This window comes from Acidimicrobiales bacterium, from assembly GCA_035533095.1.
In the GTDB taxonomy this organism is placed as follows: Bacteria; Actinomycetota; Acidimicrobiia; order Acidimicrobiales; family Palsa-688; genus DATLUM01.
The window spans coordinates 16663-31130 of the sequence record DATLUM010000103.1 but is presented as its reverse complement, the minus strand read 5'-3'; the positions used below and the strand labels follow the sequence as shown (position 1 = coordinate 31130).

Sequence of the window (14468 nt, the reverse complement as noted above, 5' to 3'; positions counted from 1 at the left end):
TCTTAGGACCCCGCAGCCGCCCAGAAGGGCGCTTTCAGTTCCCGCTTCAGCACCTTGCCCGACCCCGTCTTGGGCAACTCCTCCACGAAACTCACCGAGCGTGGCATCTTGTAGCCAGCCAGATGCTCCCGGGCGAACGCCATCACGTCCTCGGCGGCAACGCCCAGCCGGGCCGGCACCACCACCGCGTGCACGGCTTCCCCCCACTGCTCGTTGGGGATCCCGAACACCGCCACCTCATAGATGTCCGGGTCGGCGTCCAGGGCTGCCTCGATCTCAGCCGGGTAGATGTTCATGCCGCCCGAGATGATCATGTCGTTCTTGCGGTCGGCTATGTAGAAGTAGCCGTCCTCGTCGAAATAGGCGATGTCGCCGACGGTATGAAAATCACCGCGCGTCGCCGCCTCGTACTTCTCCTCAGCCTTGTAGTAGGTGGAGAACACGGACTTCGCCCGCACGTACAGCTCTCCGGTCTGGTGGGGTTCGGTGACTTCATGGCCATCCACGTCGAAGAGCTTGATCTCGATGCCGGGCGCCGGCTTCCCGCACGAGCCCGGCTTGCGGAGGTGATCCTCCGGCGCGAGCACCGTGTCGACACCGAGTTCGGTAGAGCCGTACACCTCCCACAGCGACTCTGGCGGGAAGTCCGCCAAGTACATCCTCTTCAGGGCCAGCGTCCACGGCGCGGCATTCGCGATCAGCCGCTTCATCGACGTGCGGTCGTAGCTGTCCTTCACCTCTCGGGGGAGGCTGCAGACCATCCGGATCGGCGTCGGCGCGGTGAAGGTGGTGGTCACCTTGTAGGTCTGCACCAGCCGCAGCCAGTCTTCGGGGTCGAACTTGTGCTGGACCACGACGGTGTTGCCGAGAGCGTGCGCCACGCCGGCGAACCCACCCGGTCCCGAGTGGTAGAGCGGTCCGGTGGTGAGGTACACGTCATCGGGCACGTAGCCGATCAACGCGATCAAAGACCCGGCGGTCGCGGGATCCAGCGCACCCGAACGCACGGCACCTTTCGGCTTGCCGGTAGTGCCCGACGTGTAGATCATCGTCGTGGCCAGGCCGACCTCGTCGCCCGTGGCTTCCGCCGGCGCCGAGTCCGGGCACGCGGCGACCTTCGCCTCGAGCGAGCCGTCACCGTCGAAGACGAGGACATCCGTCACCTTGGGCAGCCGATCCCGGATCCCATCGATCAGGACCTCGTATTCGGCGTCGACGTAGACGACCTTCGCGTCGCAGTTGTCGATCACATAGGCGGCCTCGTCGGCAGCGAGGCGATAGTTGAGAGGTACGCCGACCGCCCCCACCTTGCGGATGGCGTGGATCATCGCCATGAGGCCCGCGGAGTTCTGACCGCACCACACGACTTTCGTCGCCGCATCGACGCCGAGTCCGAGCAGATAGTTGCCGAGCTGGTTGGCCCGCCGGTCGAGCTCGGCGAAGCTCCAGGTCACGACGGGCTGCCCGGGCCGGTCATCGATGACTGCAGGCTTGTCCGGCTGCTGCGATGCGTACATGGCCAGAAGATCCATCAGGGCACCTTTCGGTCGGAAAACCGCACGCGCAGGTCCTTCTTCGAGAACTTCCCGACGGACGTCTTCGGGACCGCGTCTATGAACTCGACGTCGTCGGGCAGCCACCACTTGGCGACACGCGGCTTCAGCCATTCGAGCACGTCTTCCTTGGTAAGCGACTCGCCCTGCTTGACCACCACGCACGCCATCGGCCTCTCCATCCACCGGTCGCTGGGAACCGCGATCACCGCGGCCTCCGCCACCGACGGGTGAGCCATCAGGTGGTTCTCGAGCTCGACCGAGGAGATCCATTCTCCGCCCGACTTGATGAGGTCCTTGGTCCGGTCGACCAGGCGGATGTAGCCGTCGGGGCTGACAGCTGCAACATCACCGGTCTTCAGCCAGCCGTCGGGCGTGAACGACGAGTCGCCGCGCGGGTCGTTGTAGTACTCGCGGGCGATCCAGGGCCCCCGCACCTGTACCTCGCCGGACATCTCGTCATCCCAGGGCAGCTCCTCGCCGGTCGACGGGTCGGCTATGCGCAGCTCGACGCCGGGCACGGGGATGCCCTGGGTCGCGCGCACGTCTGCAAGCTCGGCGTCGGAGCAGTGCGCGGCGCGCTCGCTGCGCACCCGCGCCACGCTCGCCAGCGGGCTGGTCTCGGTCATGCCCCATGCCTGCAGGATCGGGACGCCGATCTCGGTCCGGTAGGCCTCGGCGAGCGCCTTGGGCACCGCGGAACCTCCGCACAGCACGACGCGCAGTTGGTGCTCCCGGCCGGCCAGCAGCGACCTCGCTCCCATCCAGATGGTCGGTACCCCGGCGGCCACCGTCACCTTCTCTCCGGTGATGAGCGATACGACCGCCTCCGGCGAGAGGTCCGCACCGGGGAACACGATCGTCGAACCGGCCATGACACCCGCCTGGCACAGCCCCCAGGCGTTAGCGTGGAACATCGGAACCACGGGCACGATCACGTCCGCCTCGCTGATGGCGATCGTGTCGGTCATCATCGCGGCCATCGTGTGCAGCACCACCGATCTGTGCGAATACACGACACCCTTCGGGTCGCCGGTCGTCCCGCTCGTGTAGCACATCGATGCCGCGACGTTCTCGTCCTTGACGACGGAAAAAGAGTGCGCATCCGCGGCTGCCAGCAACTCCTCGTAGTCCGAGATCCGTGGGTCGTCGGGGATGTCCGGCCCCCCCTTGCCCGTGTCGTTCATGACGACTACATGGCGAACGGTCTTGAAGTCGTCGATCAACGGCCACAGGATCGGAAGCAGGCTCCGATCCACGAACACCACCTCGTCCCCCGCGTGGTTGGCGATGTACACGAGCTGGTCGGCGAAGAGCCGGATGTTCAAGGTGTGAAGCACCCGACCACTGCAGGGAGCGGCGAAGTACAGCTCGAGGTGGCGGGTGTTGTTCCAGGCGAATGTTGCCACCCGTCCATCCGGGCTGATCCCCAGGTTGTCGAGAACCCCCCCGAGCCGGCGTGTCCGGTCGGACCAGGTCCGGTAGTCGATCCTCTCCAGTCCCGCCGGCGTCGAGGTCACCAACGTCTTGGTGGACCACAGGGATTCGGCACGGTTGAAAACCGTGTCGAGGGTGAGCGGCGTGGGTTGCATCAGGCCCTGCATGTATTTCACTCCCCGGGAGATGCGTGGGCATGCATCTTCGCACGCCTCATCCCAGTCGCGCCGCTCGGCACGGTGGAGAGGACCCCGACCCTCCTTCGAGGCTCAAGATGCGAAGCGGAACTCGAGGTGCGCCTCTTTGAGTCCGTAGACGAACGAGTTCGCCATCTCCACCGGCGCCGTTCCCGGCACGACGCGGAACGCCTGGACTCGCCTGGCGAGCTCCTCGAAGAACACTCGGATCTCCATGCGTGCGAGCGCCGCGCCGAGACAGAAGTGCGTACCGAACCCAAACGACAGGTGCCGGTTGGGATTGCGCCTCACGTCCAAGCTCTCGGGGTCCTCGAAGTGCGCCGGATCCCTGTTCGCCGCCGGGTACATCATCACGACCTGCTGGCCCTTCGCGATCGGATGACCAGAGACCTCTGTGTCCACGGCGGCGACCCGGCACATGTTGTGTATAGGCGTGACGTATCGGACGAACTCCTCGGCCGCGACGCCGGCGTCGGCTCCCGCACGAAGCAGCGACCACTGTTCCGGGTGCTCGAGGAGGTTGAGAAGTGTCCGGGCGATAACGGTCCTTGTCGTCTCCGCCCCGCCGTCGAGCAGCAACAGGCAGTCTGCGACGACCGTCTCTATGTCGAGCGCAACGCCGTCTACCTCGGCCGCGGTCCATATCGACATCACGTCGTCGGCCGGGCACTCCTTGCGCTCCATGTAGAGGCCCCAGGCTGCGGTGCCGAACTCCTCGACTGCCGCGTAGCCGTCGTCGTTGCGGTAGCGGGGACCGCCGCCGAGCATGATCGTCCGCTCCGACCACGCCGCCAGGTCCGGCCAGCGTTCCTCCGGGAAGCCGAGCAGCCAGGCGATCGTCATGGCCGGAAGGGGCGACGCGAGTTCGTTGACGATCTCGGCCGTGCCGCCTTTGGCCTCGACTGCGTCGAGCAGCCGGGTGACCGTCTGGCGGACATGCTCCTCGCGCCCGGTGACGGCTTTGGGGGTGAACCGCCGCGCGACCAGGTTTCGCCGCTTCTGGTGCAGCGGGTCGTCGAGCCCGATGATCGCCGGGTCTGCCGGCATGTTCGGCCGGTAACCACCCTTGACCTGGTCAGAGCTGATGAAGACGTCCTTGCGGGTCTCTATCTCGACGATGTCGTCGTAGCGCGAGACGCCCCACAGCTCGTTGGTGCCGTCCCAGTAGAACGGGGCGTTCTCGCGGAGCCATGCGTAGGTCGGGTACGGGTTGTTGACGTAGAAGGAACCTTCGAGAAGGTCCAACGGACCGCCCGGCGGATGCGGCTGTGCCATGGCGGGGAGTCTTATCTCAATCCGATCGCCTTCGCCCAGATCCCGGTCATCGCGGCGACCGCCTCCTCGTCGTCAAAAGACTGGCCGAGGAGGTGCCTCACCTCTGCGAAGTTCTCCACCATCCCGCAGAGCATCGCAGCGGTCAACGTCGGGTCCAGCGAGCGATCAGCCTGGCCGGCCTTTTGCATGGAGCGGATGCCCCTCTCCGCCCTCTCGACGAACGCCAAGCGCGACTTCTGCCGGCGCGCCCTGAACTCGGGGCTGAACGACGCCACCTGCACCACCACCGCATACAGCGCGGCATGACGCGCAAACGACTCCACGTACAGCCGGTTCGCCGCCGCGATCCGCGCGACCGGATCCGGACCGACCACGTCCCCCACGTGTGACTGCTGGTAGAGCTCGTCGATCAGCTCGTCCACGACTTCGCGGAAGATGGCCTCCTTGGAATCGAAGTAGGTGTAGAAGCTCCCGGTCGCCACGCCGGCCTCGGCGGCAATATCGGCGATGCGCGCGTCGAGGAAGCCGTCACGTTCGAAGACCCGCGCCGCGGCGTGCACCAGGGCGGACTTCGTCCTCTGGCCCCTCGCCGTGGCGGGGGTCGCCGGAGCCGCCGCCCCGCCAGCCACGTCAGGCCCCGGGGTCCCTCGGGAGCCCGAGAACCCATTCGGCGATGATGTTGCGCTGCACCGCCCAGGTGCCACCGCCGATGGTCAGCGCGGGAGCGAACAGGTAGCCGTAGTGCCACACCTTCTCGACGCCCGGCATCAGATCGTCCGCGAAGCGGATCTCGGTGGCGCCGCCGCGAAGGGAACCTGGCAGCTCGCCTCGCGGTCCCGACCCGGCGAGCAGGCCGGACGTGCCGGCGAGGTCTTTCGCCACTTCCATCACGTGCTGACCGTGCTCGTCCGCTAGAAGCTTCTGAACCGACGCCTCGGGTCCCGGCGTTCTACCTGCGAGGCGTGCAGACAGGGTTCGCAGCCTGATGAGGCGCAGGACCTCTCCCTCGATCCACGTCTTGACGAGACGCTGTCGCAGGACCGAATCAGGGACGGGGCCGTCTTTCTTCACCAGGTCAACCAGATCCTGCACGGATGGGCCGCTCCCCCACAGCGCGCCCCCGCTCGACAAGGACACCCGTTCGTTCGCCAGCGTCGCCTTAGCCAACCTCCACCCTTCGTCAACCTCGCCGACCAGGCAGTCGGCCGGGAGCCGGGCATTGTCGAAGAACACCTGGTTGAACGAGTGGGCTCCCGTCATGTCGACGATCGGCGTCATCGTGATCCCCGGTGTGTCCATCGCGCAGATGAAATACGAGATGCCCTTGCGCTTGGGCGCAGTCGGGTTGGTCCGTGCCAGGAGGATGCCGAACTTGGCGAGGTGGGCGCCGCTGGTCCAGATCTTGGACCCGTTGATCACCCACCGGTCGCCGTCGCGCTCGGCGCGCGTCGTCAGCGACGCCAGGTCGGAACCGGCGTCGGGCTCCGAGAAGAGCTGGCACCAGAACTCCTCGCCGGCGAGCGCCGGCCACAGGTAACGCTCCTTCTGTTCCTCTGTGCCGGCCATGAGGATCGTCGGCGCGGCCCAGCCGATACCGATCGGGTTGGTCGGGCGGCTCACTCCTGCGCGGCGCAGCTCGTCGTCGACGATCAGCTGGTGAACAGGGTCCGCGCCGAGACCGTAGGGGTGCGGCCAGTGCGGGACGACGAGACCGGCCTCTGCAAGCTGGCGCCACGTGGGCGAGGGGTGCTCGGCGAGCCACGCGCGCAGTTCCTCGCGGCGGGGGTCGTCCTCTCCCGGCAACTCGAAGTCCACGGTCCCTCCCTCTGCCGCGCGCCCTTGCGCAGGTGCGGCCCCATCAGTATGGTTTCGAGTTGAATCCAGATTCAAGTTTCTGCCGGCTTCAGTACTGCTGGGCCGGCCAGTCAGGGGGAACATGCTCTTTACCGAGGACCACGAAGCGTTTCGCCAGGCCGTGAGGGGTGTGCTCGAGCGCGAGGTGGTCCCCCACTTCGACGAATGGGAGGAGGCCGAGATCTTCCCGGCCCACCAGGTGTTCAAGGCGCTCGGGTCCGCGGGCCTGTTCGGGCTCGAGTACGACCCGGAGTTCGGTGGCCAAGGAGCGGACCACGCCTACACAGTCATCCTGGGCGAGGAGCTCGGCCGGATGGGTTGTGCAGGCGTCGCGATGGCGATTTCCGTGCAGACGGATATGGCGACGCCGTCGTTGCATCGTTTTGGGTCGCCCGAACTGAAGAGGCGTTACCTGGAGCCGGCGCTCAGAGGAGAGGTGGTGACGTCCATAGCGGTGAGCGAGCCCGATGCCGGCTCCGACGTCGCGGGGATCAGGACGCGTGCCGTGCGCGACGGCGACGAGTGGGTGGTCAACGGGTCCAAGACTTTCATCACCAACGGCACCCAGGCCGACTGGCTCTGCCTGCTCGCCAGGACGAGCGACGAGGGCGGCTACAAGGGTATGTCGCAGATCGTGTTCCCGACCGACACGCCGGGCTTCTCGGTCAGCAAGAAGTTGAAGAAGCTGGGCAATCACGCGTCGGACACCGCCGAACTGTCTTTCGTCGACGCCCGGGTTCCTGTCGCCAACACGATCGGATCGGTCGGCCAGGGCTTCCAGCAGCAGATGGCCCAGTTCCAAAACGAGCGGATGATCGCCACTTACACCGCTGCCGGCGGCATGGACGGTGCCCTGAAGCGGACCGCCGACTACCTGCGCGAGCGAAAGGTGTTCGGAAAGCCGTTGCTTTCGAAGCAGTTCATCCAGTTCAAACTGGCCGAGCTCTCAGCCGAGGTGGACGTGCTGCGCCACTACAACTACGCCTGCGCGGAGGCTTACATGCGCGGTGAGGACACCACACGGTTCGCGACCATCGCCAAGTTCAAGGCTGGCCGCCTCCAGCGCGAGATCGCCGACTGGTGCCTCCAGTTCCACGGCGGTATGGGCTACATGGCGGAGACCTGGGTGTCGCGCTACTTCCGGGATGGGCGGCTGATGTCCATCGGAGGCGGTGCCGACGAGGTCATGCTTCACGTCCTGTCCAAGCTCGACGGCTTCACCGCCTGAACCCGATGCCCGACATCGAAGACCTCTGCAACGACCTTGCCGCCGAGCATGCCTCCCTCGACGCCATCGTCGCGAACCTCGACGAAGCCGGTTGGTCCACGCCGACACCCGCAGCCGGGTGGGACGTGCGCGACACGGTCAGCCACCTCATCTTCTTCGACGAGCAGGCGACTCTCGCGATCGATGACCCGCCGGCGTTCGAGGAGCACAAGTCAGGGCTGATCGCCTCGGCGTCCGCAGGCGAGGAGCCTGACGTGGCGATCGGGCGAGGGATCGAAGGCGCCGCCGTCCTCGAACGGTGGCGAAACTCGAGGTCGGCACTGATCAGGCGGGCACTCAGGGCCAGCGAGGACGCCGGCGGCGCACCACCACGCATCGCGTGGTATGGGCCTCCCATGAGCTTGGCCAGCTTCATCAGCGCGAGGATCATGGAGACCTGGGCGCACGGCGCAGACATCCGCGACGCGCTCGGCGAACCGCTCGAGTCGTCGGCGACAGTGCGCCTGAAGCACATCTGCCACCTGGCCTACGGGGCTCGCACGTTTGCCTTTGCCGTACACGGTGTCGAGGACCCCGGCGATCCGGTGGCCATGGTCGTCGAGGCCCCCGGCGGCGGCACGTGGACCTGGGGTCCGCCAGCGGACGAAGTTGCGAATGTGATCACGGGGAGCGCGCTCGACATCGCGCTGGTGTTCACCCAGCGCCGGCATCCGTCCCGCACCGGCGTGAAGGTCACAGGGCCGACGGCCGCGCGGTGGGTCTCGATCGCGCAGGCCTTCGCCGGGCCGCCGACCGTCACGCCCGAGGGTCGCTGAGCCATGGCAGCCCCTCCGCTTCGCACCGTCGTCGACACGCGCGACCCTGCGTTTCGGTCCAACCGGTCCGGGATGCTCGAGCTGCTGGCCGAGATCGACCGCCTCCTCCAGCAGGCATCACAAGGCGGCGGTCCCAGGGCGATAGACCGGCACCGCAGCCGGGGCAAGCTCCTCGCGCGCGAAAGGGTGGCGCTCCTGCTGGACCCCGACAGCGCGTTCCTGGAGATAAGCCCGCTCGCCGGCTACATGACCGACTTCAACGTCGGCGGCGGCATGGTGCTCGGCATCGGCGTCGTCGAAGGGACCGAGTGCGTGATCCTCGCCAACGACCCCACCGATCTCGGCGGGGCCATGACCGCCGTGTCGATCCAGAAGCTGATGCGCGCCCTGGAGATCGCCCGGCTCAACCACATGCCGTACATACAGTTCGTGGAATCCGCCGGCGGAGACCTCCGCGGCCTGACCTCGGGCGAGGACCCCGAGGCGGTGATGAGGCGCAACCTCACCCACTTCGCGGAAAGCGGGCGGATGTTTCACGACATAACCGAGCTGTCCGCCCGCGGCATCCCGACCATCTCTGTCGTATTCGGTAGCTCCACCGCCGGCGGCGCCTACCAGCCCGGGCTCTCGGACTACAACATTTTCGTGCGAGGCGGCGCCAAGGTGTTCCTCGGCGGGCCGCCACTGGTGAAGGTCGCGACGGGCGAAGACGCCGGGGACGAGGAGCTCGGTGGCGCGGAGATGCACGCGTCCGCCAGTGGCCTCGCCGACTACCTGGCAGAGGACGAGTTCGAAGCGATCCGCATGGCGCGCGACGTCGTCGCGCACCTCCACTGGCGGAAGCTCGGGCCTGGTCCGGTGACCGACGACCCCGAACCGCCGCTGTACAACGCTGATGAGCTGCTGGGCCTCATGCCGGTGGATCTGAAAGCGCCGGTCGATGCGAGGGAGATAATCGCACGGGTCGTCGACGGCAGTCGTTTCGAGGAGTTCAAGCCTCGCTACGGCCCCACGCTGGTCACCGGCTGGGCGCACGTTCACGGCTTCCCCGTCGGGATCCTCGCCAACAACGGCGTGCTCTTCTCCGACTCTGCACAAAAGGCCGCGCAGTTCATCCAGCTGTGCAATCAGACCTCGACACCGCTGCTGTTCCTGCAGCACATCACCGGTTACATAGTGGGCCGGGACTACGAGCGCGGCGGGATCGTCAAGCACGGCAGCCAGATGATCAACGCCCTGTCCAACTCCACGGTCCCGCACATCACCGTGATCATGGGAGCGAGCTACGGAGCCGGCAACTACGGCATGGGGGGCCGGGCTTTCGACACCCGCTTCGTGTTCCTCTGGCCGACGGCGAAGATCGCGATCATGGGCCCGAAGCAGATGGCCGGCGTGATGTCGATCGTCCGGCGGGAGCAGGCGGCCAGGAGAGGCCAACCCGTCGACGAGAACCTGGAGGCGGCGATCACCAAGGCGGTAGAGGACTTCGCCGAATCCCAGTCTCTCGGCCTCTACGCGACCGGCCGGGTCGCCGACGACGGGATCATCGATCCGCGCGACACTCGCACCGTCGTCGCTATGGCCCTGTCCGCTTGCCACAGCGCTCCGGTAGAAGGGGCAGCCGGGTTTGGGGTGTTCCGCCTGTGATCACGCGTCTGCTGATCGCGAACCGGGGCGAGATAGCACGCCGTGTGGCCCGGACGGCACACTCCATGGGGATCACGACGGTCGCCGTCTACGCGGAGGGGGACGGTGGGGTCCCGTTCGTCAACGAGGCTGGCGCGGCGGTGCCGCTGAAGGGCAGGACCGCCGCCGACACCTATCTCAACATCGAGGCTCTGCTCGAAGCCGCGGCATCGAGCGGCGCCGACGCTGTTCACCCGGGCTACGGCTTCCTTTCGGAGCGGGCGGCGTTCGCGCAGGCAGTCCAGGATGCCGGCCTGACGTGGGTGGGCCCACCCCCGAACGTCATCGAGCTGATGGGAGACAAGCTCGCGGCGAAGCGGCTCATGGCCGGCGCCGGCGTGCCCGTTCTGCCGACATGGGAGGCCGACGACGGCGACATCGCCTTCCCGATTCTCGTGAAGGCGGCCGCCGGCGGCGGCGGCAAGGGCATGCGGGTCGTGACCTCCAGTGCAGAGCTCGCGGACGCCGTCGCCGCGGCCGCGCGCGAAGCCGAGGCGGCCTTCGGCGACGGCACCGTGTTCCTCGAGCACTACCTGACCCGAGCCCGCCACGTCGAGATCCAGATCCTCGCCGACTCGCACGGAAATACCATCCATTGCTTCGAGCGCGAGTGCTCGATCCAGCGCCGGCACCAGAAGGTCATCGAGGAGTCCCCCTCGCCTGCGGTCGACGATTCCCTGCGCGATCGGATGGGCGAGGCGGCGCTCGCCGCGGCGAAAGCCGTCGGGTACGTCAACGCCGGAACGGTGGAGTTCGTCCTGGAGCCCGGCGGCGATTTCTTCTTCCTCGAGGTGAACACCCGGCTGCAGGTCGAGCACCCCGTCACCGAAGCAGTGACCGGTCTGGACCTGGTGCGCGAGCAGCTACTGGTCGCTCAAGGGCTCCCCCTGTCGGTCACCCAGGGCGATCTTTCGATCGACGGGTACTCGATCGAGGCCCGCCTGTACGCGGAGGATCCTGCCGCCGGGTTCCTGCCCGCGACCGGCTCGCTGGTCGACTGGGCACCGGCGGCCGATCCTGCGGTCAGGTGGGACTCTGGCGTCGAGACCGGCTCCGAGGTGGGGGTCGAGTTCGACCCGATGCTGGCCAAGGTGATCTCTCACGCACCGACGCGCGACGAGGCAGCCCGGAGACTCGCTCTCGCGCTGGAGCGAAGCCGTATCCGGGGACTGACGACCAACCGGGACTTCCTGGTCGCCACGCTCCGCCACACGCGCTTCCTGGCAGGCGACACGACCACGTCGTTTATCGACGAGAGCGGCGTGGCGCCGGTCCGGACACCCGGCCCGGAGGAACTTCGCACAGCCGCCATCGCGGCAGCCCTCGCCGATCGAGATGAAGCGACTAAGGCGCGCCGGGTGCTCCGATCCATCCAGCCGGGGTGGCGCAACTCGGTGATGCCCCCGGAGCGCCGCGTCTTCGAGCACGCAGGTGAGGAACTCGAAGTCACCTACCGCACCGAGCCGGATGGGACCCTGGATTTCGGAGATCGCGTCGTCCGCGTTCGGGGAGTCGAGAGCGGGTGGGTCGACTTCGAGGACAGCCGGGACCGCCACCACCTCCACGTCTTCCGGCGCGGGGCGAGCTTCTGGGTCCAGGGACCCGATGGGGACGCGCGGCTCACGGAGCGTCCTCGTTTTCCGGACGCCGCGAGGGAGTCGGACGTGCCCGGCGGGCTCGTCGCACCCATGCCGGGCAAGGTGGTCTTCGTCTCCGTCGAAGAAGGCCAAGACGTGGAGACGGGAGACCTGCTGATGATCGTGGAGGCAATGAAGATGGAGCACCGCGTCGTGGCTCCGAGCGCCGGAAAGGTCGTCGACCTCCACGCCCGTGCCGGCGACCAGGTCGACGCCGGCAGCCTGCTGGCGGTCATCGAATGAGCGAGCCGATCAGGATCGCCAACTGCAGCGGGTTCTACGGCGACCGCCTGTCGGCCGCTCGGGAGATGGTCGACGGCGGCCCGATTGACGTGCTGACAGGGGACTGGCTCGCCGAGTTGACGATGCTCATCCTCGCCAAGAACATGCTGCGCGATCCCGCCTCCGGCTACGCGCGGACGTTCGTCACCCAGATGGAGCAGGTGATGGGCAGCTGCATGGATCGCGGTATCAAGGTCGTGTCCAATGCGGGCGGACTCTCCCCGCGTGGATGCGCCGGCGCGGTAGCCGAAGTCGCCGAGAAGCTCGGCCTCGACCCGGTCATCGCCTACGTGGAGGGCGACGACCTGGTCCCCCGGATGGAGGAGTTGAAGGCCGCGGGCGTGGTCTTTTCCAACATGGATACCGGGGAACCGCTCGGGGACCGGCAGGTCATGACAGCCAATGCCTACCTCGGCGGCTGGGGTATCGCAGAGGCACTCGCTCGAGGTGCCGACATCGTGGTCACCGGACGGGTCACCGACGCAGCCTTGACCGTCGGGCCGGGGGCATGGCGGCACGGTTGGTCCCGCGACGACTGGGACGCACTCGCCGGCGCAGTCGTCGCCGGCCACGTCATCGAGTGCGGCACGCAGGCCACGGGCGGCAACTACTCCTTCTTCGGGGAGATCCGTGGCCTCGAGCACCCAGGGTTCCCGATCGCCGAGGTGCACTCCGACGGATCGTCGGTCATCACCAAGCACCCCGACCAAGGCGGCACGGTGTCGGTCGGGACGGTGACGGCGCAGCTGCTCTACGAGATCGGCGGACCGGACTACGCCAACCCGGACGTCACAGCCCGCTTCGACACGATTCAGCTGGACCAGGAGGGACCGGACCGGGTACGGATCACGGGGGTGAAGGGCGAGCCGCCGCCGGCGACGGCGAAGGTGGCGCTCAACTACCAGGGCGGCTGGAGGTCGACCACCGTCTTGTACCTGACGGGCCTTGACATCGAGGAAAAGGCCGCTCTCGTGGAGAGGGCCCTCTGGTCCGAGGTGTCGAAGGGTTCGTTCGCCGGTGTCGACGTCCAACTGCTCCGCACGGACAAGGACGACCCGGCCACCAACGAGGAGGCCGTTGCGCAACTGCGCATAACCGTCAAGGACAGCGACGAACGCAAGGTCGGCCGCGCCTTCTCGTCGAAGATCACCGAGTTGGCGCTCGCGTCTTACCCCGGCCTGTTCGGAGGCGGGCTGACCGCCGGCGCGCAGGCGTACGGGGTGTACTGGCCGGCGCTCGTTCCCGCCGATCTCGTCTGGCAAGAGGTGGTGATCGCCGGCGAGCGTACGCTCGTCGAGCCCGTTCTGCCGCCCGCCGCGCCGGGTCCGGCCGGCGGTTCCTGTCCGGCCGGGGACCCCCCCGCCGGCTTGACACCGGCGGTCTCCGCCGACCACCCGCCGGCCTCGGCCAGGCGGCGGGTGCCGCTCGGGCGCGTCGTCGGCGCGCGATCGGGTGACAAGGGTGGAAACGCCAACCTCGGTGTGTGGGCCCGCTCGGAAGCCGCTTACGAATGGCTCGACGGGTTCCTCACCACCGAACGGCTGAAGGAGCTCCTGCCTGAGACGGCGCCGCTGACAGTGGATCGCCACCCGCTTCCCAACATCCTGGCGATCAACTTCGTCGTCCACGGAATCCTCGGCGAAGGAGTCGCGTCCAGCACCCGTCTCGACGCCCAGGCCAAGAGCCTCGGCGAGTGGCTCCGGGCGCGCCACGCCGACATCCCCGAGGAGCTGCTCAGGTGAGCGACGCCGTCCTCTACGACATCGCCGCCGGCGTGGCCAGGCTCACCCTCGCCCAACCCGACAACCGCAACGCCCTCACCCCCGCCCTCCTCGACGGTCTCGGAGACGGGCTCGATGCGGCCGTGCGCGACAGTTCCGTCCGGGTCGTGGTGCTCACCAACACGGGCCCGGCGTTCTGTGCGGGGGCTGATCTCAAGGGCGGCGGCCTCGCCCCAGCACGTCACGACCTGCCGTCGATACTCACCGCTATCCAGGACTCTCCGAAGCCGGTCGTGGCCCGCATCGCCGGCCACTGCATGGGCGGTGGGGTCGGCCTCGCAGCGGCTTGCGACCTGTCGATAGCCGCGCCCGACGTGAAGTTCGGATTCACCGAGGTCCGCATAGGGGCTGCGCCCGCGATCATCTCCGTCGTCTGCCTGCCGAAGATGCGTCGAGGAGACGCCCTCGAGTTGTTCCTGACCGGAGAGAGGATCAGCGCCGCGCGAGCGGCGGACGCCGGGCTGATCACCGACGTCGCCGGCAGCGAGGGTTTGGACGCGGCGACGGACACCCTCGTGTCCAAGCTGCTCGCCGGCGGACCTGGCGCTCTCGCGGCTGCCAAGCGGTTGGTCTTCGAAGTTCCAGGCCGTGGTCGAGCGGAGGCGTTCGAGATGACGGCCGCCATCTCGCGTGACCTGTTCGCCTCGGCCGAGGCGGCCGAAGGAATGGCCGCGTTCCGCGAGAAGCGCTCGCCGTCATGGGTTCCTGCCGACGGCTAGGGTC

Annotated in this window: 11 protein-coding genes; 6 read left to right on the top strand and 5 right to left on the bottom strand. The window is 67.6% G+C overall.

The genetic code is table 11. From position 1 onward, the window contains the following. Nucleotides 1-2: 2 nt before the first annotated feature. The 5 genes from VNF71_12970 to VNF71_12950 all read right to left on the bottom strand — a co-directional run bounded on the left by VNF71_12970 (nucleotide 3) and on the right by VNF71_12950 (nucleotide 6277). The gene (locus VNF71_12970; protein HVA75463.1) at nucleotides 3-1532 is read right to left on the bottom strand and encodes an AMP-binding protein; all 1530 of its coding nucleotides are present in this window, start codon (nucleotides 1530-1532) and stop codon (nucleotides 3-5) included. Further along, nucleotides 1532-3157, bottom strand: coding sequence for a long-chain fatty acid--CoA ligase (locus VNF71_12965; GenBank protein ID HVA75462.1), 1626 nt, complete (start codon nucleotides 3155-3157; stop codon nucleotides 1532-1534). The genes VNF71_12970 and VNF71_12965 overlap by 1 nt, the downstream gene beginning before the upstream one ends. 102 nt (nucleotides 3158-3259) lie before the next feature. Then, on the bottom strand, nucleotides 3260-4462 hold the full coding sequence (locus VNF71_12960; protein ID HVA75461.1) for a cytochrome P450: 1203 nt from the start codon (nucleotides 4460-4462) through the stop codon (nucleotides 3260-3262). Nucleotides 4463-4473: 11 nt separating this feature from the next. Beyond that, nucleotides 4474-5022 (bottom strand): TetR/AcrR family transcriptional regulator, encoded by a 549-nt coding sequence (locus VNF71_12955; protein HVA75460.1) that lies wholly within the window; start codon nucleotides 5020-5022, stop codon nucleotides 4474-4476. Nucleotides 5023-5092: 70 nt separating this feature from the next. Then, nucleotides 5093-6277 carry an acyl-CoA dehydrogenase family protein gene (locus tag VNF71_12950; GenBank protein HVA75459.1) on the bottom strand — a complete coding sequence of 395 codons (1185 nt, stop codon included), beginning with the start codon at nucleotides 6275-6277 and terminating at the stop codon, nucleotides 5093-5095. 121 nt (nucleotides 6278-6398) lie between these two features. Here VNF71_12950 and VNF71_12945 point away from each other — a divergent pair, with 121 nt between their 5' ends. From VNF71_12945 to VNF71_12920, 6 genes are read left to right on the top strand one after another with little or no spacing between them, the layout of a single operon-like run. After that, nucleotides 6399-7544, top strand: coding sequence for an acyl-CoA dehydrogenase family protein (locus VNF71_12945; protein HVA75458.1), 1146 nt, complete (start codon nucleotides 6399-6401; stop codon nucleotides 7542-7544). 5 nt (nucleotides 7545-7549) lie between these two features. Continuing rightward, a complete protein-coding gene (locus tag VNF71_12940; protein HVA75457.1) occupies nucleotides 7550-8359 on the top strand; it encodes a TIGR03084 family metal-binding protein in 810 nt (269 codons plus the stop codon). A gap of 3 nt (nucleotides 8360-8362) precedes the next feature. Then, complete coding sequence (locus VNF71_12935) at nucleotides 8363-10006, top strand: carboxyl transferase domain-containing protein (GenBank protein HVA75456.1); 1644 nt, start codon at nucleotides 8363-8365, stop codon at nucleotides 10004-10006. After that, entirely contained in the window at nucleotides 10003-11925 is a 1923-nt protein-coding gene (locus VNF71_12930) for a biotin carboxylase N-terminal domain-containing protein (GenBank protein HVA75455.1), read from the top strand. The genes VNF71_12935 and VNF71_12930 overlap by 4 nt, the downstream gene beginning before the upstream one ends. Continuing rightward, entirely contained in the window at nucleotides 11922-13706 is a 1785-nt protein-coding gene (locus VNF71_12925; GenBank protein ID HVA75454.1) for an acyclic terpene utilization AtuA family protein, read from the top strand. The genes VNF71_12930 and VNF71_12925 overlap by 4 nt, the downstream gene beginning before the upstream one ends. Continuing rightward, nucleotides 13703-14464, top strand: a complete 762-nt coding sequence (locus tag VNF71_12920; protein ID HVA75453.1) for an enoyl-CoA hydratase-related protein — start codon at nucleotides 13703-13705, stop codon at nucleotides 14462-14464. Before VNF71_12925 ends, VNF71_12920 begins: the two co-directional genes overlap by 4 nt. Nucleotides 14465-14468: the final 4 nt, after the last annotated feature.

Bases quoted from the DNA above. Each gene is read 5' to 3' on its own strand.
- VNF71_12970 (HVA75463.1), bottom strand. From the start codon at position 1,532: ATGGATCTTCTGGCCATGTACGCATCGCAGCAGCCGGACAAGCCTGCA.
- VNF71_12965 (HVA75462.1), bottom strand. From the start codon at position 3,157: ATGCAGGGCCTGATGCAACCCACGCCGCTCACCCTCGACACGGTTTTC.
- VNF71_12960 (HVA75461.1), bottom strand. From the start codon at position 4,462: ATGGCACAGCCGCATCCGCCGGGCGGTCCGTTGGACCTTCTCGAAGGT.
- VNF71_12945 (HVA75458.1), top strand. From the start codon at position 6,399: ATGCTCTTTACCGAGGACCACGAAGCGTTTCGCCAGGCCGTGAGGGGT.
- VNF71_12940 (HVA75457.1), top strand. From the start codon at position 7,550: ATGCCCGACATCGAAGACCTCTGCAACGACCTTGCCGCCGAGCATGCC.
- VNF71_12935 (HVA75456.1), top strand. From the start codon at position 8,363: ATGGCAGCCCCTCCGCTTCGCACCGTCGTCGACACGCGCGACCCTGCG.
- VNF71_12925 (HVA75454.1), top strand. From the start codon at position 11,922: ATGAGCGAGCCGATCAGGATCGCCAACTGCAGCGGGTTCTACGGCGAC.